Here is a 21938-nt window from a genome sequence, read left to right as displayed (position 1 = left end):
CCCTGAACAGTCGAATGACCCTAGGTACATGGATAGGCTTCACAGCTTTCTTAATCGCTATATATATCCTGTGGCGGATTAAACAAGCCCTGCTGATGATTTTCGCCGCCGTCGTCCTAGCCACCGCCTTAAACCGTCTCACCCGCCAATTCCAGCGTCTGAAACTACCGCGATCGCTTGCCGTTTTTCTGTCGATTAGTCTATTCTTCTTAGGGATTATCATCGGCTTTTTATTGGTCGTCCCCCCCCTAATCAACCAATTAGAACAACTAGCCAAACAGGTCCCCGCTGGTCTCGAACAAGGTCTAAAGCTGCTGAACCTGTTAATTGACTATTTACGCACCGACCTCAACGGACCCCTGCGGGAATATCTATCAGAAGTCAGTCGCGACCTGAGACAGATCCGCATCGAACAAATTATCCAACAAGCCCAAGCCCTGAGTAATCAACTAATCGGCGGTTTTGGTGTCGTGGTGGGAACCACAGTAGAAGGATTAGTCAGCATATTATTAATCCTCGTCCTGACCATGATGCTTTTAGCCGACCCCCAAGCCTACCGTCGCAGTAGCTTACAGCTAATTCCCGCCTTTTACCGAAGGCGAATGAACCACATACTAGACACTTGCGAAATAGCCCTAGGTCGTTGGCTAATCGGTGCGCTACTCAACATGATTTGTGTCACCCTGCTAACAGTAATCGGCTTGTGGATACTGAGAGTCCCCTTAATTTTCGCCAATGCCATTCTCGCGGGACTGCTGAACCTAATTCCCAATATAGGTCCTGCTGTTAGCGTCATTCCCCCAATGGCGATCGCCCTTTTAGACTCTCCCTGGAAAGCCACATTAGTAGTGATGTTATATATCATCATCCAGCAAATCGAAACCGCCGTAATCATGCCCTCGTTAATGGCTTACCAAGTCTCCCTACTACCAGCCATCACCCTTCTCGCCCAAGGATTTTTCCTAACCTTCTTCGGATTTGGCGGACTCGTGTTAGCCTTTCCCCTCGCGGTAGTCGGTCAAGTTTTGATCAAAGAAATCCTGATCCGAGATATCCTAGATATTTGGGATAATCCCCCTCCCCTTAAACCCGTCGCCGACCAACCCTCACTTTTAACCAGTGAAACCCTCCCAGAGCATAATCCCAGGAATAATCACCAGTGAAAACCATAGCCGAAATCAACCACAAAATCAATCAGCAGCAAGCCATTGTCTGCACCATCGAAGAACTCAAAGCCAGAGTCAAAGAAACCAGCATCAGCCAAGTCGCCGAAGAAGTCGATGTCATCACCACCGGAACCTTTGAACCCATGGAATCTTCCGGGGCAATTATCAACCTCGGACATACAGACCCCCCCATCAATATTCGCACCTGCTGGCTTAACGGTGTACCCGCCTACAGTGGTTTTGGCGCAGTAGATATATATATTGGCGCTACCCAAATGGTGAAAGAAGGAGATGAACCAAGCGATCGCGGTGGCGGTCATGTAATCGAAGATTTAATCGCTGGAAAAACCGTCCATCTTCAAGCTGTTGGGACTCCCTCCGACTGCTACCCCCGTAGTTCCCTAGAAACCTCGATTAACAAAGATACAATTAACCAGTTTTATCTATTTAATCCCCGCAATTTATACCAGAATTTTATCATTGGCGTTAATGGTGGCGATCGGCCTTTATTTACCTACCTCGGACCCCTACAACCATTTTTAGGTAATGCAGTTTACTCCAACTCTGGCGCGATATCTCCCCTATTCAATGACCCCGACCTACAATTAATCGGCATAGGAACTCGCATTTTTTTAGGGGGAGGAATTGGTTATATCACCTGGGAAGGAACCCAACATTTCCCCATCCAAAAAAAATTACCTAACCGCACACCCATAGGACCCGCCGCCACCCTAGCCGTTATCGGTGATGCTAAAAAAATGAACCCCTATTGGGTGCGAGGCTGCTATTTTAAACAACACGGACCCTCTCTCATGTTAGGCATTGGCATTCCTTTACCTGTGCTTAATGAAGAAGTGGTTTTGCGCGCTGCTATTGCTGATGAGGATATTGTTGCGCCAGTCGTCGATTTTGCTATCCCCCGCCGGGTTCGCCCGACCTTCGGTTTGGTAACATACGCTCAACTCAAAAGCGGTCGTATCCAAATTGAGGGTAAAACCGTCCGCACCGCCCCCCTCGCCAGTATTTCCCGCTCTCGACAGGTCGCGGAGGAACTCAAGGAATGGATAGAGTCTGGCAATTTTACCCTCACTGAACCTGTCGCTCCTATCCCTATGGACAGGTCTTTTATCCCCCAAGATATTTGGGGTTCTCAAATACGTTTAGATTGATTTTATCCCCTACTCCGACAATAGCCATGACTTATCAATTTAGGCAGACAATTTTAAACATTGAATCAGTCACCACAAATTTCCGTGAAAATAGTCATCATTTTCGCCACGAGAGAATCGGCACTTGACAGGGTTTTGGGTTTATGATAACTAATGGTTATACAGCTTGTTCACCAGTCGCTTAATACATTGCCCTCACCCTAAATCCCTCTCCCAGAGAGGGAGAGGGACTTTGAGAGGTGATCAGATGATTTCTGAACAGGCTGTATGTGAAAATACCTTTGTTGTATCTATAGGGACTCTGTAGCGGATTTCCGGTAGAAAGCGATCGCCTCAAACCTGCATTTTCTCGCTTCACCTACCCCACCCATAACCCTCACTCTGATTCGTGAATTTGCTGGCGATGCACGAGTTTTTTTTCGGCGTTTTGAGGGGGGGTTGACAAAATTACCAAAATGTGCATAACCGCCAGTTGCCATAGCCGTGACTTATCGATTTCGGGAGACAATTTTAAACATTGAATCAGTCACCACAAATTTCCGTGAAAATAGTCATCATTTTCGCCACGAGAGAATCGGCACTTGACAGGGTTTTGGGGTTCTGATAACATGAGGTTATATGTGAAAATACCTTTGTTGTATCTATAGGGACTCTGTAGCGGATTTCCGGTAGAAAGCGATCGCCTCAAACCTGCATTTTCTCGCTTCACCTACCCCACCCATAACCCTCACTCTGATTCGTGAATTTGCTGGCGATGCACGAGTTTTTTTTCGGCGTTTTGAGGGGGGGTTGACAAAATTACCAAAATGTGCATAACCGCCAGTTGCCATAGCCGTGACTTATTTATTTCGGGAGACAATTTTAAACATTGAATCAGTCACCACAAATTTCCGGGTAAATAGTCATCATTTGCGTCACGAGAGAATCGGCACTTGACACCGTTTTGGGCTTCTGATAACATGAGGTTATATGTGAAAATACCTTTGTTGTATCTATAGGGACTCTGTAGCCGATTTCCGGTAGAAAGCGATCGCCTCAAACCTGCATTTTCTCGCTTCACCTACCCCACCCATAACCCTCACTCTGATTCGTGAATTTGCTGGCGATGCACGAGTTTTTTTTCGGCGTTTTGAGGGGGGGTTGACAAAATTACCAAAATGTGCATAACCGCCAGTTGCCATAGCCGTGACTTATTTATTTCGGGAGACAATTTTAAACATTGAATCAGTCACCACAAATTTCCGGGTAAATAGTCATCATTTGCGTCACGAGAGAATCGGCACTTGACACCGTTTTGGGCTTCTGATAACATGAGGTTATATGTGAAAATACCTTTGTTGTATCTATAGGGACTCTGTAGCGGATTTCCGGTAGAAAGCGATCGCCTCAAACCTGCATTTTCTCGCTTCACCTACCCCACCCATAACCCTCACTCTGATTCGTGAATTTGCTGGCGATGCACGAGTTTTTTTTCGGCGTTTTGAGGGGGGGTTGACAAAATTACCAAAATGTGCATCAGGGACAATCAAGGAATTGTCCCTGAGTATGTTAGACAGACCGAGAGGACTGTTAACTGTGAGTGCTAAGGGGTTAGCGGGTCTAACTAATCTTGAGTTTTAGGAGGTTTTCGGGGAATAGGTTTTGGCGTGGGAGTGCGGCGGGGCTTAGTATCAGGACGAGGCGATCGCGGGAAACTGTCCCTGGGTTTACCGGGTTTAAAAGGTCTTTTACCCTTAATAGGTAAAGCCCCGATATCGTGGCTTTCCTCAACCACTAAATCATTACCCATCAGACGGGCATGAAGGTCTATAAAATGTCCGACAGGTCGGAGACCGACCATCCCCAGTAATTTTAATTTAAAGAACTTGGGTTTTTCGTTTTCATGGCGAGAGGATTGTCGGATTTTGACGATCGCATATTGAGGTTCATCCTGAGACTGATAAACAATCTCACCTCGAATGGAGAAATAACCATGTTCGATATCCGGTAAAGCCTGAGACTGCGGGGAAATATCGAGGGATATGTTATCTATCTCCGTAGAGTCATCATCAGATTGAGTCAAAGTTTGAGGCTCCCAAACTCCCATAATTTGCACGTGCAGATCATCTTGCTTCTGGCGAGTGCGAGGATAAACCACCCAAAGATGTTCAGCCTCCAGGTCAATATGTTTTTTAACTAAACTCATGACCCGTCCCAACAGAACCGCATCAATTTCCGCCCCCTCGACAGTGCGAAGAACACCTTGGGTAAACTGTTCACCCGAAGCATGATAACACCCGCGCACCAAACCGATCGCCCTATATTGGCGAGGCTCACTAGGGGGAGGTATAGGGTGAACTAAGCGATCGCTATCATCTGATAGCTGTTTAACATCATTATCGGGGGTAGGTAACGGCGTATTTTCAGACAACTTAGGCGCTGTGGCATCATCTATCTGTTGAACTTGAGAACTTTCCACCTCTGGTTGCTCAACACCTGGTTGAGGTGGGATAGGGGGGGAAGCGGGGACTTGGGGAAATTTATTCGGAGAAGGACTCATAAAACCTCAAAGTGGAAGAAACATACCATACCGAAAACGGCATGATTTTCTAGGTGATACACTACCATCAGAATCTCCTCTGCGTTAATCAAGTCAGATATTAGGGTGGATAATACCCCGAGAAACCGACTCCACATCCACAGAACTAGACCTATCGGTGGCTAGGATAGATCAGAACTCATCAGGTAGAACTATGGCGATCGCCTATTTAACAGCAATTACGCCGATATGCTTATTGTACTAAATCCCATTAGACAAAAGCGAAATCCGTAACCCATTCCGGTGATCCATTCTGCTACCATGTGATTAGCAGTGGTATTAGCTGGGAGAAAGCAGGAATTTAGAAGTTATGGTAGATAAACGTCGTGGCGTGGTTGGGGTAATTTTAGTGCTATCCCTAATCGCATTTGTGGGATTTTCCATGGCCCCCTTGCTGGGAGGACTGTTCAGAAACGATTCATCCGAGTCCGCCGGGAATCAGACCGCCGTTTCCAATATTAGCGGCGCTCAACTCCAAGACCTCCAAGACCAAGCCAGGGGCTATCAATTGGTTTTACAAAGAGAACCCGATAACGAGACAGCCTTACGGGGATTTCTGCAAGCTAAATTTGAGTTAATCAGTCAAGGTCAAGGACAGGTCGCAGATGTTGTTGAACCTTTACAGCGACTCGCGCAATTACACCCGGAAACTCCAGAATATGGGATTCTATTAGCTCAAGCTCAAGAGTATACAGGCAATCCGGAAGGTGCGGCTCAAAGTTATCGAAAAATTTTAGAACAGCGACCCGGAGAAGTTCAAGCCCTACAGGGACTCGTTAGCCTCCTGATTTCCCAAAACCGCCCCGAAGCCGCCATTGGCTTATTGGAAGACACCCTCAAATCAGCACCACAGATTAATCAAGCCCAAGCCGGAAGTATTGACGAAATCTCCATCCAACTAATCTTAGGGCAGGTTTACGCCGAACAGCAACGTTACCAAGAAGCGATCGCCGTTTATGATGAAGCCATCAAAAATAGCGAGTCAGACTTCCGCCCCGTCCTAGCTAAAGCTATCATACTCAGACAACAGGGTAATCCTGAAGATGCCGAGTTACTATTTGCGGAAGCCATAGACTTAGCCCCCGCCGGCTTTAGAGATCAAATTAAACTACAGGCAGGAATGACACCCACTTCCCCAACTATGGAAACTTCCCCCGAAGCTACCACAGAAACCGAGGCTGTGGAAACTGATGGTACAGGACTACCCGAATAATCCATGCTCATTCAATATCTCCCTGTCGGGTTTCAATTTACCTCTCCCGGACCGACCATCTTAGAAGTCGGTCCCATATCAATTCGCTGGTATGGTTTACTAATTGCTTCGGCGGTGTTAATTGGTGTCACCCTCTGTCAATATCTCGCCAGTCGCCGCCATGTCAACCCAGAGTTAATGGGGGATTTGGTGATTTGGTTGATAATTGGTGCAATTCCCGCCGCCCGACTTTACTATGTTGCCTTTCAATGGCAGAATTATGCTAACGACCCCGCTAGTATTATTGCCATTTGGAAAGGTGGCATCGCTATTCATGGCGCAATTATCGGGGGTATCCTCGCGGCGCTCATTTTTGCCAAAATTAATCAGGTCTCCTTTTGGCTGTTAGCTGATTTGGTCGCACCTGCCTTGATTTTAGGTCAAGCTATCGGACGCTGGGGAAATTTCTTTAACTCCGAAGCCTTTGGCGGTCCGACAGACTTACCCTGGAAGTTATACATATCTCCCCCCTACCGACTTCTCGGTTATCAGGACTATCAGTATTTTCATCCCACTTTCCTCTATGAGTCAATCTGGAATTTCCTCGTCTTTGGCTTACTGCTAACCCTGTTTTTCCGAGACCTCCAACAAAAGCCTCCCCTCAAGTTAGGCAGCATTTTTTTAGTTTATGCGATCGCCTACAGTTCTGGACGAATTTGGATTGAAGCACTCCGAACTGATAGCCTTATGTTAGGACCCTTTAGAATAGCCCAATTGATTAGCTTCGGCGGTATCCTATTGGGAATGGCAGGTCTACTATGGTTATATGTTTTCCAACGCCATTTACCTGATGTCGTCAAATCTGATTTCTAGCCATCAACCCACCCCAACCAAAGTCCCCTAGGTTGCCATTGGTTGCCATTGGTTGCCATTGGTTGCCATTGGTTGCCATTGGTTGACAACAATCTCCCAGAATGATAGAAGATAAAAAAGGCCCCGGAGTTTGTTTCTCTCCAGGGCATCAACCAGGGTGCATCTACCATACCTAGTTACCACCTAACTCTGATATAATCCGGAATGAAATTACTGGGACGGCAAAAATTTTTGCTATGAATGGCACAACCCGAGAATCATTGCCACCAATGGTGTATATTGTAGGGGCAGGACCAGGCGACCCAGAATTACTCACAGTTAAAGCCCAAAAACTTTTGACTCAAGCTGATGTGATTCTGTTTGCTGATTCCTTGATACCCCCGCAAATGTTAGTCGGTGTGCGTCAGGATGCAGAAATTATCCCCACGGCTAATCTGACCCTTGAGGATATCCTACCTGTTATGATAGATAGAGTCCAAAAAGGGCGATCGGTTGTCCGTCTACATTCGGGAGACCCTAGCCTATATGGGGCTATTTATGAACAGATACGCCAACTCTTAGAGATGGGTATTGATTTGGAAATAGTCCCCGGTATTAGTGCTTTTCAAGATGCCGCCGCTAAACTCAAGCTGGAGTTAACTATTCCTGAGTTAGTCCAGACTATCATTTTAACCCGCGTCAGTGGACGTGCTACGGGTGTTCCTCCCTCAGAAGAGTTGGCGAGTTTAGCAGCCCATCAAGCTAGTTTATGTCTCTATCTCAGTGCGCGTCATGTCGCTACCGCCCAAGATAAGTTAATCGCACATTATCCCCCCCAAACACAGGTCGCTATTTGTTATCGTCTGGGATGGCTTGATGAGAAAATTAGGGTAGTTCCCCTACATCAAATGGCTGAAGTTACTCAACAAGAAAATTTGACACGCACCACACTCTATCTCATAACTCCCGCATTGGGTGCTAACCCTACCGCCAGGTCTAGCCTTTATCACCCGCAACACTCCCACTTATTTCGCCAAAATGTTAAGTTTTGTTAAGTTTTGTCAAAAAAATCCCTTTTTTTGGGGGGAGGGGTTGCTTTTCGGTCGCGTCCGTGATAGTCTATATCATAATGGAGATATTGACTATAATTTCAAAAAAGCATAAATTCCAATTATAAACTTTATACTTATATATTACCATGAGTTGCCGAGACTTGTCAATTGGCGATCGCCTATAACCCCAAAAATTCCCCAACCAGAGGGTAGGGTGTGTCATTCGGACACCACCACATCAACACCCAGCCACTGACTGACTGACGCACCTTCAATGCTTCAGAGGGTAGGGTGTGTCAGGCGATCGCCTATAACCCCAAAAATTCCCCAACCAGAGGGTAGGGTGTGTCATTCGGACACCACCACATCAACACCCAGCCACTGACTGACTGACGCACCTTCAATGCTTCAGAGGGTAGGGTGTGTCAGGCGATCGCCTATAACCCCAAAAATTCCCCAACCAGAGGGTAGGGTGTGTCATTCGGACACCACCACATCAACACCCAGCCACTGACTGACTGACGCACCTTCAATGCTTCAGAGGGTAGGGTGTGTCAGGCGATCGCCTATAACCCCAAAAATTCCCCAACCAGAGGGTAGGGTGTGTCATTCGGACACCACCACATCAACACCCAGCCACTGACTGACGCACCTTCCATCAATCTCATTGTGTTAAGTTTTGTTAAGTTTTGTCAAAAAAATCCCTTTTTTTGGGGGGAGGGGTTGCTTTTCGGTCGCGTCCGTGATAGTCTATATCATAATTGAGATATTGACTATAATTTCAAAAAAGCATAAATTCCAATTATAAACTTTATACTTATATATTACCATGAGTTGCCGAGACTTGTCAATTGGCGATCGCCTATAACCCCAAAAATTCCCCAACCAGAGGGTAGGGTGTGTCATTCGGACACCACCACATCAACACCCAGCCACTGACTGACTGACGCACCTTCAATGCTTCAGAGGGTAGGGTGTGTCAGGCGATCGCCTATAACCCCAAAAATTCCCCAACCAGAGGGTAGGGTGTGTCATTCGGACACCACCACATCAACACCCAGCCACTGACTGACTGACGCACCTTCAATGCTTCAGAGGGTAGGGTGTGTCAGGCGATCGCCTATAACCCCAAAAATTCCCCAACCAGAGGGTAGGGTGTGTCATTCGGACACCACCACATCAACACCCAGCCACTGACTGACTGACGCACCTTCCATCAATCTCATTGTGTTAAGTTTTGTTAAGTTTTGTCAAAAAAATCCCTTTTTTTGGGGGGAGGGGTTGCTTTTCGGTCGCGCCCGTGATAGTCTATGTGATAATGGAAATATTGACTATAATTGTAAAAAAGCATAGATTTCAATTGTAAACTTTATACTTATATATTACCATGAGTTGCCGAGAGTTGTCAATTGGCGATCGCCTCTGTGGATAGATTCAAGATGAAAGCAGAACATGGGATAATCACGGGTGGTTCTAGTGGGATAGGCTTAGAGATAGCGAAACTGCTGATTCAGACAGGGGCGAATATTACCCTAATTGCGCGTGATGGTGAAAAATTAGAAAAGGCGGCGAGGGAACTAGAGAAGTTGTGCCCTGAGCGAGAGGTGTTAACCTTGGCGGCGGACGTGAGCGATCGCCTGGAGATAGAAGCTGCTATGATGAACTCATGCGATCGGCTAGGTACACCGGATATATTGGTGACATCAGCGGGCATAGCTTATCCTGGTTATTTCCTAGAAATACCGATAACAGTCTTTGAACAAACAATGTCAGTGAACTATTTTGGGGCGCTATACTCAGTAAAGGCAATAGTTCCGCTGATGGTGAAACGGGGGAAAGGGACAGTAGTTCTGATCTCCTCCGGGGCGGGTTTAATCGGGCTGTATGGCTATGCCGCCTACTCTCCTAGTAAATTTGCCTTACGGGGGTTAGCCGAGGCTTTACGGGGCGAATTAAAGCCATTGGGGATAAAGATAGCGGTAGTATACCCACCCGACACAGATACGCCACAACTGAGGACAGAAAACTTGACTAAACCGCCAGAAACGCAACAGATAACCGCGACGGCTGGAATTTGGAAACCAGAAGATGTCGCCGAGGCTATTGTGCGAGGTCTGGAAAAGGGGGAGTTTGCAATCACTCCGGGAATGGAAATGACGCTACTGAACCGCCTTCACAGCTTGGTATCACCGGGACTTAACTGGTACTTTGACCGCCTAGTGGCTAAAATCTCCAAACACCATAGAAGCCATGGGGACCGGATTATGAACAAATCTACTCGAGAAGTAGCGATCGCCATTTTGTACCAGTCTGACAAAATTCTCCTACAGCTAAGGGACGATATCCCCACCATAGTTTATCCTGGGGTTTGGGGGATGTTTGGCGGTCATATAGAACCAATGGAAACCCCCCTAGAAACCATGAAAAGGGAATTACTCGAAGAAATTGGCTATGTCCCGACCTCCCTATATGAGTTTGGCACTTATGCGACAGAAGAGGTAGTGCGCCATGTATTTCACGGACCCTTAGAAGTAGGTCTTGAGCAACTGATTTTAGGGGAGGGGTGGGATATGGAACTGGTAACCCGTGCGGATATTATAGCCGGACAAGCCTATTCTAAGCAAGCGGGAATGTTGAAAGCGATCGGCGAACCCCACCGCCTAATTTTACTAGATTTTCTTCAGGCCTAAGCACGGTGTCAATGGCCAATTTCCACAGGAAATATGGCGATCGCGCGCCGCCACTTTGTAGATCATCCGACAATAGGGACACTACCATCATTAGGAAGAAATAGGCGGGGGTCTACCGGAGTTCCGTCAGGTCGGCGAATTTCAAAATGGAGATGGATAGAATAGCCGCCGCCATCAATTTCTCGTCCTTCGTACCCAAAACCAGAACCGCCTCTAATACCGATTAATTGTCCTTGGGAAACGTTATCATTTACCTTGACTCTAATTGACCGTAAATGCAAATATCGGTGTTCCCAACCATCAGGGCGGCGAATATGAATAGACCGACCATCTGCGCCGCTGGTATTATTTTTAACATACTCCACCACCCCATTACTAGCAGCATAACATTCATCAGGAGTATATCCGCCAATATCAACCCCAGCATGAAGTCTTCCCCTCGCATAACCAAACTCAGTTCTGGGTCCCATGCTAGTGCCGCGCATCGGCCATTTCCAACTACTGGAAACAGTAGATGCTGGTTTGGGACTGCTGGCTGGGCTGTTAATATCTGCGGGAGTATTAATATTTACCGGCTGATTAATGCTGCCTATTTTATCATCTATAATTTGAACGTGAGGGGCGAATATATACCAGGTTTCCCGTTGTCCAGGATGGGGAGGTCTAAATTTAATTTCTAAGTGTCCATATCCGGCTGCTTTATAGTCGGTAATTTCGTATTGGTTGCCAGAATAGATAGAAATTTTATCGGCGGAAGTTAGTTCATGGGCTTGCACAGGTTTCTGTTTTAAGACGGTGTTCTGTTGTATGATAATTTTCATGATTAGTTATCCCGTATTTGGCTAAGTTTAAGTTAAGGAACTAATTATATAGCCCTATGGAGACAGGGAAAGATAGGGAGTAGGGGGGCAAACCCGAATTAACTTGTTAGTTGTTGTATCTGGGTATATTGCCATTAGGAGTAAACTGGGGGAAATGGCTTAACAACTGCTTTAAATTGAGATACTGAGTTAAGGTGAAAGCATCAACTCCCAATTCAGTGCGATCGCTTGCTGCCACTATACCAGCGAGTGAGTGCCACCAAACAGCGACTTGGGCGCTTAATTCTGGGGGCTGTGACCGTAGAGACTGAATAGCGAGTATCCCCCCTAACAAGCCAGTGAGAACGTCGCCACTGCCTCCACGGGCTAGGGCTGGGGTACTTTCTGGGTTAATGATTACTGACTCAGCGGTAGCAATACAGGTTCTTGCGCCCTTTAAAATGACGACAGCGCCAGTTAAACGGGCTGCTTCCCTACTCCCCTCGATAGAGGTATGTGATTCATGATTTAACTGGGGAAACAGGCGTTTAAACTCTCGACGGTGGGGGGTGAGAATGGTTGCAGCCTGACGGTTAGATAGGGTAGTCACGGGGTCTAGTTTGGCTAACAGGTTCAGGCCATCAGCGTCTAAAACTAGGGGTCTATGGCTATTTAATACTGTCTGAATGACGGATACATTGTCAGCGGTTAAACCGGGACCACAGGCGATCGCATCATAACTATCCAAGTTTATATGGTCAGCAATAGAGGCGATCGCACCGTTATCCGTTTCTGGACAACCAATAATCAAGGCTTCCGGTAGTGGAAAACTCAATAAGGGTTTGATCGACTCTGGGACAGCTATTGATAGCATTCCCACTCCACTAGCCCGCGCCCCCAGACCTGATAATAGCGCCGCCCCGGTATAACGACGCGATCCGGCAATAATTAATAAATGCCCCTGTTTATACTTATGGGTATTCTGAGGGAGGGGGATAGGTAAATGAGATCTCGCCAATTCCGGAGTTAGTCGCCTTAGGTCGGGAGACACCCCCAGGACAGCATGAATATCAGTTACAGGGATATCAAAATCAATTAACTCGGAAGTTCCCAACCATGGTAAGGCTTCTTCCCGCAAAAAGGCTAATTTCCATAACCCCAAACAGAAAGTTTTGGTTGCTCTAATAGCTGTTCCCAGCACTAATCCTGTGTCAGTATGGATACCTGATGGGATATCAATGCTAAAAACGGGCTTATTCCACCAGCTATTGACAGTTTCGACTATTTGTGCTAAGTCTCCCTGAATGGGACGTTCTAAGCCAAAGCCAAACATCCCATCAATAATTAGATCACAATCTGCTAATTGTGCGATCGCCTCTACAATTTCAATACCCAAACTAGCAGCATATCGAAAATGGTCTGCGGTGAGTGGCTTGTGTTTGCTAAAGGGGGAATATAGCAGGACGCGATAACCGCGATATAATAATTCCCGCGCCACCACCAACGCATCACCCCCATTATGCCCCGGTCCCACCAAAACCCCAATTAAGTTTACTGGTGTGCTGGTATACTCAGAGTGTAAAATCGACAATAGGTGGCGAGTAATATTGAGGGCGACCTTTTCCATTAAAGCTGCCACAGGCATTCCCGCGTCAAAAATGCGAGTTTCTATGGCTTGCATTTGGGCAGCGGTCACAGCAAACTGTTGAATAAGTTGGAAACGATTAGGAGTGCCTGCCATTATTAATCATGCTAAGGGTTTAGGGACTATCTGCCAAAATATATTTGAGCCGAGCCAATTCCCGAATCTGTGAGATAATTTTCCCATTCTTGGGCGAGTCCCAAATTGGCAAAAGGTCCAACGGCTACCAAGGGGTCAGCGAAGTGGTCGCGAATGATAATGCTATTTTGAGGTACACCTAAAGCTATGGCATTTTCAGCAGTCCTAGACAGTTCGGCGGCGGGTGTGGGAATTAATACAAAATAGCCATCAGTATCACTTAGTCCCAGGTTAATACCTGACGCTGCAGGAAGAGGAGTTGGGGTATGAATAGGTAAACCGAGTAACATTTCCAATTGTGTGCGAGAGGCTATGACTTCTCCTCGAATGCGTCTGAGAATTAGTTGACTCAGCAGTTGTTCAGCGTTGGACAGGTTGACAAAACTACCGGCTTGAATTACGGGGACACCCTGATATTGAACAATTTGTGCATTGGGAGATACCTGTCGCACTTGGTCTAGGGATGCTGCCCCAGGTCTGACGTAAACTTGATAAAGTCCTAGGTCAGTGGTGGGGCGAATAAGATTTGGTCTAATATTGGTTTGAATGGGTGCGGTTAACCGTCGCTGGGGGGGGACTACCAGGGGGCTGACATTTATGGAGTTCTGAAATTCGGGAGTATTTCGGAAATCGGTAATTTGGGCTTGAATTCCCCATTGTCTGAGACTGGATACCAGTTGTTGGGCTTGGGTCTGATTGAAATAAATGCCAGCATCAATTACAATGCGATCGCCATATCTTTTAATTATGGCTCCTGGTTGTACCTGTTGGACTATTTCCAGGAGTAAGGGGTTATCCCCTGAAACATAGACCCCGTAGCGTTGCTGTTGTGCTAGGACGGGTAGGGGTATTAAGGTTAAGTATCCCCCCAGGAGCAATAATGATATCCAGGGCTTCCTCCCCGCCCATCGAAAGGTAAACTGGAACGGGGACTTGTTTTGATTTTCAAGAGAAGTTACAGTCAATTTCAGTTCCTCCATGGGGGGGTGAGCTTACCCAGCCTGAAACAATTATAGCCATATATGGCGGAGTTTCGGATCATTTATATTTGATCAAATTGATAACATCTCATCATCAATGTTGGAAAAGAACATAAAATTTGCTATTATGCCGAGACGACTGGTTTCTTGTGTCCTCGCCGCCTTCCTACCGATTATCCTAGTCTGGGGAGTAGTTGTGCGACCCGCCTGGGCGCTGACGGATGAACAGAAACTCCTGAGCGAGAGTTGGGGTATTGTGAACCGCGCCTATGTTGATGAGAGTTTTAATCATCAAAATTGGTGGTTATTGCGGGAAAAACAAATTAAGAAACCTCTCAGAAATCGGGAGGAAACTTATCTGGCTATTGAGGAAATGTTGGCGAGTCTTGATGATCCGTTTACACGATTATTGAGGCCGGAACAATATCGCAGTCTTCGAGTTAGTACCTCTGGAGAATTGACGGGAGTGGGGTTACAAATTGCTAAGGAGGCTGAGACGGGGGCGCTGGTGGTGGTGACTCCCCTGGATGCCTCTCCGGCTGATGATGCTGGGATTAAGCCGCGCGATCGCATTCTGAAAATTGATGGTTTATCTACTGATAATATGACCTTGGATGAGGCGGCGGCGAAGATGCGAGGCAACCCCGGAACCGAGGTAATTTTAACTGTAAAATCCGCCGAAAATCAGTTAACTAAGGATTTCACCTTACTAAGAGATTACATTACACTAAATCCGGTTTTTTACGAACTGAGAAAAACTGAGGATAATCTGGCTTTTGGTTATCTGCGCCTGCGACAGTTTAGCGCGAATGCGACCAGTGAGGTGACTAATGGGATTAATAACCTGATCAATGCTGGGGCGAAGGGTTTTATTTTGGATTTGCGAAATAACCCCGGTGGACTGCTACAGTCGGGGGTGGAAATTGCTCGGTTGTGGTTAAATCAAGGTGCGATCGTGTATACTGTAGATAGGCGAGGGTCTTTAGGAGGTTTTGATTCTACGGAATCGGCTTTAACTGATGCGCCGTTGGTGGTATTAGTTAATGGTGGTACAGCCAGCGCCAGCGAAATTCTAGCGGGTGCGCTTCAGGACAACCACCGCGCTTTATTAGTGGGTGAAAAAACGTTCGGGAAAGGCTTAATTCAATCCCTATTTGATTTGTCTGATGGTTCGGGGTTAGCGGTGACAGTCGCCCATTATGAAACCCCTAACCATACTGATATTAACAAACAGGGAATTCAGCCCGATCGCATTGTAAAAAGCCCTAATTTAATGCGATCGCAATTAGCAACAGAAGCCGACCCCCAATATCAAGAAGCCGTTGATTTATTGAGGTATCAAATGTAGACCTTCTGTCTCTCCCTGGTGTAGAGTGCGTCACCTTCCCATAACTAACGGAAAAAGAGATAAGTAGACTGGGGACGCACCTTCTTTTTTGATAGCCGTCTCTCCCCGGTGTAGGGTGGGTCGCCTTCCCACCCCAAGTTTTCGATGAGTTATAAAACGCCTTTGGAACTGGGAATAGTACCCGCACGACGTGGATCGATTTCTAGGGCCATTCTGAGCGATCGCGCAAAGGCTTTAAATGCGGCTTCAATAATATGGTGAGAATTAATCCCGTCCAACTGGCGAATATGAAGGGTCATCAAACTGTTATTAGCCACAGCCACAAAAAATTCGCGCACTAACTGGGTATCATAGTTTCCTACCCGGAGAGTGGGGATTTCCAAGCCATAACTGAGGTGAGGACGACCGGAAAAATCTAGGGATACTTGGACTAAGGCTTCATCAAGGGGGGCGACAAAATGACCAAACCGGACAATTCCTTTGCGATCGCCTGTAGCCTTAGCCAAAGCCTGACCCAAAGTAATCCCCACATCCTCATTAGTATGATGATCGTCAATATGAGTATCTCCGACGGCTTTAATCTCCAAATCTAATAAACCGTGGGAGGCAATTTGGTGCAACATATGGTCTAAAAAAGGCACTCCGGTAGCCACATCACAGCTACCTGTACCGTCCAAATTCACCGTCACAGAAACATCAGTTTCCCCGGTAGTACGCTTGACAGTAGCAATGCGGTTATCGGTGATATTAGGGTTAGTTGCGGTGGTGGAAGTTGAAGTGCGATCGCGAGTTTGCATAGTCAATAATTAGGGAACTGATACATTTACGCGACATTTTTCCGGTTGTTCCCGGACAATGCGACGATAACACTATTACCCGTTAAGGTAACAGAGGCGGTATCCCGCAAAGCTTTTAGAAAGATTCCAAAAGCACCGTTCCAGTCCCGTGGTAGAGTGAACCCGCACTCAGGACATCGGAACACTTTTGAGCCACCTAGCTGGGAATGGACATGACCACAGTGAGTACAGGTTTTGCTGGTGTATTCTTCGGTCACATCTACAACTGTTCAGTTATTTCCGCGCTTATGTCTCAGGGTTAGTTTGAATCGATAATGCGCCCATGTCAGCATGGAGCGGGCAGTCTTAGACCTGATTAGACGCTTCACCTTGGCAACCATATTGGAAGTCTCGAAGGGGGGCAAAAAAATCAGGCTGTGTTATGGGATGGTCGGGGATGCGACCCAATCAACCAAGAGGTTGAAGTCCTCACCGGGTAGTTATTTCGCCCATTTCAGCTCTATTTCATACCCGAAGGTCTCGCACCATACTTGGTATTATACCGTATTGCCGTAAAATGTTAACCTAGATTTGAGATTAAATCATGCTCTTAACAGGGAACAGGGAACAGGGAACAGGGAACAGTTAATTTCACCGCTCCCCGAGTCCCATGATAGATATTGTGGGCTGTCGATATATTTGTGGTTACATTCCCATGATGCAGTAACCAGAATCGACATAAATTATCTGGCCAGTAATCCCACTAGAGAGATCACTGCATAGGAAAGCAGCCGTATTTCCCACTTCAGTCTGAGTTACAGTCCGCTTGAGGGGGGCAATTTCCTCCACATGATGAATCATATCTAAAATGCCACCAACCGCTGAGGAAGCCAAAGTCCGAATCGGTCCAGAGGAGATACCATTAACCCTAATCCCCAAGGGGCCCAATTCAGCAGCCAAATAACGGACATTCATTTCTAGGGCAGCTTTAGCAATTCCCATGACATTATAATTGGGAACCACCCTGACTCCCCCTAAATAGGTGAGAGTGACAATACTACCACCAGAGGTCATCAAGGGTTTAGCAGCCCCACTCAACTGTACCAGGGAGTAGGAACTAATATCCAAGGCGCGAGTAAAACCCTCACGGGAAACGGTGCTAAAGTCTCCCGATAGTTCCTCCTTACCAGCAAAAGCCAGACAGTGGATGAGGATATCGAGTTTCCCCCATTGGTCTCGGATGGTATCAAATAGGGATGTTACCAGTGCATCATCCTGAACATTACAGGGCATGATGATACTGGGATTAAGTGGTTCAACTAGACTGCGAACCTTTTTTTCAAACCGTCCCTTGTCATCGGGTAGATAGGTGACTCCTAGGTTAGCACCGCAGGAGTGGAGTTGTTGGGCAATACCCCAAGCGATGGATCGCTCGTTAGCAATGCCAGTGACCAGTGCGTTTTTTCCGTTTAAATCCAACATAGTAGATTATTGTATTTGAAAAGGGGACGATCAAACTCCCACAATTGGGGGTTGAAAAAAAGACATTGGGTGGTAAAATCCCTTTGGCGTGCCTAGATGACTCAGGAGCAGGCGGGCATAGTATGCACCCAGTTCACGATCGCAGGTTGCTAATTTCAGGTCAAAATCTTTCCCATCGCCAAAATATGGCAATTTAGTCGTTTTTTCGACACAAACTCCGTTGGCTTAGATATACTCTGGGTAGACATGAAACCAATGACCTGTATAAATGGACTTCCTGAGATACTCACAATTTTGATTCCAGGTCAGGGTAAAAACCTTTGTGCCAGGGAATCACTCTAGGTGAGTGTTAGGGGATCTCCCGTTATAATCTTTCGCTTAACGAGGGAGTCGGTGAACATTTGAAGTCGGATAAAGTCAGAGTCAAACTAGCGCAGTGGTTAAGTGGAAGGAATCGGGTCAGTGACGTATGATAGACCGTTAGCATCAGTGTTCCGTCAAATTGGTGGCGGAGCGTTTCCCCCTGTGGTGGAGAGTTTTGACCGTGGTAAAACTATATTTTTCCCCGGTGATCCAGCCGAGCGGGTTTATGTCTTAATTAAGGGAGCCGTGAAGCTGTCTCGGGTTTATGAGGCGGGAGAGGAAATCACTGTGGCTCTACTTAGGGAAAATAGTGTCTTTGGTGTCCTCTCGCTGATTACGGGTCATAAGTCTGATCGGTTTTACCATGCGGTGGCTTTTACCCAGGTGGAATTGCTTTCTGTTCCCATTGAACAGGTGGAAAAGGCTCTGAAAAGTGATCCCGAATTGTCTATGGTGATGTTGCGGGGTCTGTCGTCTCGCATTCTGCAAACGGAGATGATGATCGAAACTTTGGCGCATCGGGATATGGGATCGCGATTGGTCAGTTTTTTATTGATTTTGTGTCGAGATTTTGGGGTTCCCGGTCGAGATGGGATTCGTATTGATCTCAAATTGTCCCATCAGGCGATCGCTGAAGCTATTGGCTCAACGCGAGTGACTGTAACTCGACTTTTGGGAGACTTACGAGAGAAAAATATGATCTCCATTTATAAAAAGAAAATTACTGTTCATAATCCTGTTACCCTCAGCCAACAATTTACTTGAAAAATTCCGAGCGTGAGTCTGGCGGTCACAGACTGACCAGCAGTTGCTCCCGCCTTGAACTCAAACACAATCGCATACCGGGAGGTTTTGGGGATGATATCGATTCGGTAGTCCCCAGGCTTGCTGTTTTTTTTAGCCTGGAGGTAGGGGTCAGATTTAGCCAATATTCGGTAGGGAAACCTGATTTTTGTGCTAGAATTGGGTTGGGTTTGGCGGTATGGCAAGGGGTGGACAAAAATTCCTCCCCCAATTTGGGCAGAACCTCTCAACCCCAAATAAAAACCTGTAAAATCCTCCGCAGTGGGTTGATATCCGTCGGACTCTAGGTAAAAGCTTGTCTTCGTTAACAGCCCCGAAATGGGGACTAACTCCGGTAAAGGTTCTGGGTGTTCCGCGACGGCTGCCGCCACTAGCCTAGGATAAATCCTTGTAATTTGAAGATACTACCACTTCCCGCCATCAAGTGGGGGCTCGTGAACGAGCATTGATCTAGTCGCCTGGAAATTGATATGACCGCTGCTGTTATTTTTGTTATTGCTATTCTAACTCTCGGAGGGGTGATCGCGGTGGTGAGCGATCGCCTCGGGACTAAGGTGGGTAAGGCTCGCCTGAGTTTATTTAAAATGCGCCCCAAAAAAACGGCGGCGGTGGTGACTATGGCTACGGGAACTATGCTTTCCGCCTTGACTCTAGTGATTTTATTCGCGACCAGCAAACCTCTGCGCCGGGGTGTGTTTACTATTGACCAAATTCAGGATAGACTTAACCAAGCTCGGAGGGATTTGACCCATGCTCAGGTGGAAAAACATCGGGTAGAATCAGAGTTAATACAGGCTCAAAATGAACTACAAGCAGCGGTTGATTACTTAAACGAAATTAATTCTTCTCTTAATAATGCTAAGGTAGAAGTTTTGGAACGTGAGCAAGAATTGAAAAGGGCTCAAAGTCGCCGGCAAAATACGGAGAGTGAATTGCATCAACTTCAGAATCAACTCAGCCAAATGGAAGCGGCTAAAACAGAGATTGAGGAGGAACTTGATAGCATAGAAGATCAATTAAGTCAAGTATCTCAGCAAAAACAAGATCTAGAAACTGAAATAGATCAACTGCAAGTAGAACGTCAAGATTTAATCGAGCAGCGGGAGAGGGTTTCGGCTCAGATAGAAGAGCGCGATCGCCAAATTGCTGACCAAGATATGGTGATTGCTGAACGGGAAGAACGCCTAGCGGAATTGGAAATAGCTCAACAGCAATTGGAACAACAAAAAGCTAATGCCCAACGGGGTTTTCAAATGCTGCGAGAGGGTAGTGTGGCTCTAAAAAGGGGTGAGATTTTGGCGAGTGGATTGGTGAGAATTAGCGATAAAAATAGTTCGATAGAAACGGTAAATAGACTGCTACAAGAAGCGAACAGCAAGGCCCTAAAATTTGTGCAAATGGGTAATCAAAGTGCTAACCAAGATATGGTGGTGATGATTACTAAAGCGGAGGTGGAAGAACTGATTGAGGAAATTAATAATGGTGGAGAGTATGTGGTGCAAATAATCGCGGCTGCTAATTATTTGGTGGGTGAAAAACGGGTGGCGGTTTATACCAGGGCGGAACCGAATCGATTGTTATTTAGCAGCGGTGAAGTAGTGGCAGGAACTTCTTTAAATCCGGCTACGATGAGTTCGGAAAGACTGCAACAGCAATTAGAACAGCTTTTAGATGCTTCGAGTTTTAGGGCTCGTTTTGTGGGGGTGGTAAATGGTTCTATAGAAATGAGTGACGATCGCATAGATACTCTGATTTATTTTATTCAGCAGTTGGAGGGGTATAATCAAACCCTGGAACTACAAGCGGTGGCGGCGGAAGATATTTATACTATCGGTCCCCTGCGCTTGGATTTGTTTGCGCGTCATAATGGGGAAGTGTTGATTAGCACTCGTCAACCGACCCGAAAACTGGATGATATTGATTGGGCGGAGGTTTGGCGATGGTGATTTTGGGTTTTGACCCGGGTCGGGATAAATGCGGGGTGGCGGTGGTAGGGGACAATCAACAAGTTTATTATCATCAGGTAGTGGCGGCGAATGATGCGATCGCTACGGTAAAATCACTCTGTAGTCAGTTTTCGGTGCAAATGGTGGTGATGGGAAATCAAACCACTTCCCAGACCTGGAAACAACAAATGCGTGCGGTTCTTCCCAAGTCTATTCACATAGCCGAAGTTGATGAGCGTTATAGTTCTTTGGAAGCACGCGATCGCTATTGGGAAATGTATCCCCCCCAGGGTCTTTCTCGTCTGTTACCCCAGGGGATGCGGGTTCCCCCTAGACCCATTGATGATATCGTGGCAATTATCCTAGTGGAACGTTATCAGGCGGGAAATTAGTTACGGTAGCCGTCTGCTGAGGTTCGGTTTTAATCACTGTCGATGGTGCTAGTGATATGGCTATAGTATAGTTAAAGATAGATTATTACAGGATCTGGCAAATGAATAACAAGTCAAATGGAGTTCCTGAGTTTTGTGGCGATCGCCTTTCCGGCAGTAATGGATTGTGGCAATATGTGAAATCAATGCCCCCGGAAACAATAGCCCAACTCTCCCAACCTGATCCCGATGTAGCCCAATTGATGGAACATAATCTACTGCAAATACTTGGTGGATTGCCTTCTGGGCATTTTGATGTCACAATTACTACTAGCCGTGAAAATCTTGGTCGCCTTCTAGCTTCTGCGATGATGAATGGATATTTTCTCAACAAAGCTAAACAGCGCATGGAGTTTGAAAAATCCGTTTCTAATATTTACAGTTAACCAGAAAAATTTAGCAGGTCTGGGGAGTCAGTAGAATTGGCTCCCATCAAGTTTTTTGCCTCTTCAGAAAAACTGCCAATTTTGATAGTTACTCCCGCCGACCATAGCGCTAACTAGGTATAAGTTTATAGTAATTGAGAATT

Annotated in this window: 21 protein-coding genes and 1 pseudogene; 11 read left to right on the top strand and 11 right to left on the bottom strand. The window is 46.5% G+C overall.

Going from position 1 to position 21938, the window contains the following annotated elements; genetic code table 11:
• Positions 1 to 14: 14 nt before the first annotated feature.
• The gene (locus tag XZ46_RS14085) at positions 15 to 1163 is read left to right on the top strand and encodes an AI-2E family transporter (protein WP_006625250.1); all 1149 of its coding nucleotides are present in this window, start codon (positions 15 to 17) and stop codon (positions 1161 to 1163) included.
• Complete coding sequence (locus tag XZ46_RS14080) at positions 1160 to 2335, top strand: homocysteine biosynthesis protein (protein WP_008051334.1); 1176 nt, start codon at positions 1160 to 1162, stop codon at positions 2333 to 2335. The genes XZ46_RS14085 and XZ46_RS14080 overlap by 4 nt, the downstream gene beginning before the upstream one ends.
• Positions 2336 to 2861: 526 nt before the next feature.
• On the opposite strand, the gene XZ46_RS29570 is transcribed toward XZ46_RS14080, so the two are convergent.
• The 4 genes from XZ46_RS29570 to patR all read right to left on the bottom strand — a co-directional run bounded on the left by XZ46_RS29570 (position 2862) and on the right by patR (position 4874).
• Entirely contained in the window at positions 2862 to 3044 is a 183-nt protein-coding gene (locus XZ46_RS29570; RefSeq protein ID WP_071829348.1) for a hypothetical protein, read from the bottom strand.
• A gap of 168 nt (positions 3045 to 3212) precedes the next feature.
• Positions 3213 to 3395 (bottom strand): hypothetical protein, encoded by a 183-nt coding sequence (locus tag XZ46_RS29565; protein WP_008051331.1) that lies wholly within the window; start codon positions 3393 to 3395, stop codon positions 3213 to 3215.
• A gap of 168 nt (positions 3396 to 3563) precedes the next feature.
• Positions 3564 to 3746, bottom strand: coding sequence for a hypothetical protein (locus tag XZ46_RS29560; RefSeq protein WP_008051329.1), 183 nt, complete (start codon positions 3744 to 3746; stop codon positions 3564 to 3566).
• A 192-nt stretch (positions 3747 to 3938) separates the two neighbouring features.
• Positions 3939 to 4874 (bottom strand): heterocyst master regulator PatR, encoded by a 936-nt coding sequence (patR, locus tag XZ46_RS14075; RefSeq protein WP_006625255.1) that lies wholly within the window; start codon positions 4872 to 4874, stop codon positions 3939 to 3941.
• Between the two features lie 349 nt (positions 4875 to 5223).
• Between patR and XZ46_RS14070 the strand changes: the two genes are divergently transcribed.
• From XZ46_RS14070 to cobM, 3 genes are all read left to right on the top strand, one after another.
• A complete protein-coding gene (locus XZ46_RS14070) occupies positions 5224 to 6126 on the top strand; it encodes a tetratricopeptide repeat protein (RefSeq protein WP_008051324.1) in 903 nt (300 codons plus the stop codon).
• Between the two features lie 3 nt (positions 6127 to 6129).
• A complete protein-coding gene (gene lgt / locus XZ46_RS14065; RefSeq protein ID WP_006625257.1) occupies positions 6130 to 6978 on the top strand; it encodes a prolipoprotein diacylglyceryl transferase in 849 nt (282 codons plus the stop codon).
• 236 nt (positions 6979 to 7214) lie between these two features.
• Positions 7215 to 8012 (top strand): precorrin-4 C(11)-methyltransferase, encoded by a 798-nt coding sequence (cobM, locus tag XZ46_RS14060; protein WP_008051322.1) that lies wholly within the window; start codon positions 7215 to 7217, stop codon positions 8010 to 8012.
• Between the two features lie 64 nt (positions 8013 to 8076).
• On the opposite strand, the gene XZ46_RS35025 is transcribed toward cobM, so the two are convergent.
• Positions 8077 to 8232, bottom strand: a complete 156-nt coding sequence (locus tag XZ46_RS35025) for a hypothetical protein (protein WP_162198556.1) — start codon at positions 8230 to 8232, stop codon at positions 8077 to 8079.
• 1186 nt (positions 8233 to 9418) lie between these two features.
• On the opposite strand from XZ46_RS35025, the gene XZ46_RS37850 reads away from it, so the two are divergent.
• Positions 9419 to 10699, top strand: coding sequence for an SDR family NAD(P)-dependent oxidoreductase (locus XZ46_RS37850; protein ID WP_315644978.1), 1281 nt, complete (start codon positions 9419 to 9421; stop codon positions 10697 to 10699).
• Positions 10700 to 10761: 62 nt separating this feature from the next.
• On the opposite strand, the gene XZ46_RS14050 is transcribed toward XZ46_RS37850, so the two are convergent.
• From XZ46_RS14050 to XZ46_RS14040, 3 genes are all read right to left on the bottom strand, one after another.
• On the bottom strand, positions 10762 to 11520 hold the full coding sequence (locus tag XZ46_RS14050) for a M23 family metallopeptidase (RefSeq protein WP_006625266.1): 759 nt from the start codon (positions 11518 to 11520) through the stop codon (positions 10762 to 10764).
• Positions 11521 to 11626: 106 nt separating this feature from the next.
• Positions 11627 to 13240 (bottom strand): bifunctional ADP-dependent NAD(P)H-hydrate dehydratase/NAD(P)H-hydrate epimerase, encoded by a 1614-nt coding sequence (locus XZ46_RS14045; RefSeq protein WP_008051319.1) that lies wholly within the window; start codon positions 13238 to 13240, stop codon positions 11627 to 11629.
• Positions 13241 to 13266: 26 nt separating this feature from the next.
• Positions 13267 to 14244 (bottom strand): hypothetical protein, encoded by a 978-nt coding sequence (locus tag XZ46_RS14040; RefSeq protein ID WP_228116340.1) that lies wholly within the window; start codon positions 14242 to 14244, stop codon positions 13267 to 13269.
• Between the two features lie 142 nt (positions 14245 to 14386).
• Between XZ46_RS14040 and ctpA the strand changes: the two genes are divergently transcribed.
• The gene (ctpA, locus tag XZ46_RS14035; protein WP_008051315.1) at positions 14387 to 15607 is read left to right on the top strand and encodes a carboxyl-terminal processing protease CtpA; all 1221 of its coding nucleotides are present in this window, start codon (positions 14387 to 14389) and stop codon (positions 15605 to 15607) included.
• A gap of 149 nt (positions 15608 to 15756) precedes the next feature.
• On the opposite strand, the gene hisB is transcribed toward ctpA, so the two are convergent.
• The 3 genes and pseudogenes from hisB to fabI all read right to left on the bottom strand — a co-directional run bounded on the left by hisB (position 15757) and on the right by fabI (position 17865).
• Positions 15757 to 16404 carry an imidazoleglycerol-phosphate dehydratase HisB gene (gene hisB, locus XZ46_RS14030; RefSeq protein ID WP_006625270.1) on the bottom strand — a complete coding sequence of 216 codons (648 nt, stop codon included), beginning with the start codon at positions 16402 to 16404 and terminating at the stop codon, positions 15757 to 15759.
• A gap of 26 nt (positions 16405 to 16430) precedes the next feature.
• Positions 16431 to 16823 (bottom strand): annotated as a pseudogene (locus tag XZ46_RS29550) (zinc ribbon domain-containing protein); the annotation flags it as partial.
• 265 nt (positions 16824 to 17088) lie between these two features.
• The gene (gene fabI, locus XZ46_RS14025; protein WP_006670396.1) at positions 17089 to 17865 is read right to left on the bottom strand and encodes an enoyl-ACP reductase FabI; all 777 of its coding nucleotides are present in this window, start codon (positions 17863 to 17865) and stop codon (positions 17089 to 17091) included.
• A gap of 462 nt (positions 17866 to 18327) precedes the next feature.
• On the opposite strand from fabI, the gene ntcA reads away from it, so the two are divergent.
• The 4 genes from ntcA (at position 18328) to XZ46_RS14000 (ending at position 21795) form a co-directional block, all read left to right on the top strand.
• Positions 18328 to 18993, top strand: a complete 666-nt coding sequence (ntcA, locus tag XZ46_RS14020; protein ID WP_006670397.1) for a global nitrogen regulator NtcA — start codon at positions 18328 to 18330, stop codon at positions 18991 to 18993.
• A gap of 509 nt (positions 18994 to 19502) precedes the next feature.
• A complete protein-coding gene (locus XZ46_RS14010) occupies positions 19503 to 20978 on the top strand; it encodes a DUF3084 family protein (protein WP_008051306.1) in 1476 nt (491 codons plus the stop codon).
• Positions 20972 to 21370, top strand: coding sequence for a pre-16S rRNA-processing nuclease YqgF (locus tag XZ46_RS14005; protein ID WP_008051305.1), 399 nt, complete (start codon positions 20972 to 20974; stop codon positions 21368 to 21370). The genes XZ46_RS14010 and XZ46_RS14005 overlap by 7 nt, the downstream gene beginning before the upstream one ends.
• A gap of 101 nt (positions 21371 to 21471) precedes the next feature.
• Positions 21472 to 21795, top strand: a complete 324-nt coding sequence (locus XZ46_RS14000; RefSeq protein ID WP_006625277.1) for a DUF760 domain-containing protein — start codon at positions 21472 to 21474, stop codon at positions 21793 to 21795.
• Positions 21796 to 21938: the final 143 nt, after the last annotated feature.

Origin of the sequence: Limnospira indica PCC 8005 (genome assembly GCF_000973065.1) — a bacterium.
Lineage (GTDB): Bacteria > Cyanobacteriota > Cyanobacteriia > Cyanobacteriales > Microcoleaceae > Limnospira > Limnospira fusiformis.
Note: the sequence above shows the minus strand (reverse complement) of the source record. Positions and strands in the feature narration are given on the sequence as shown.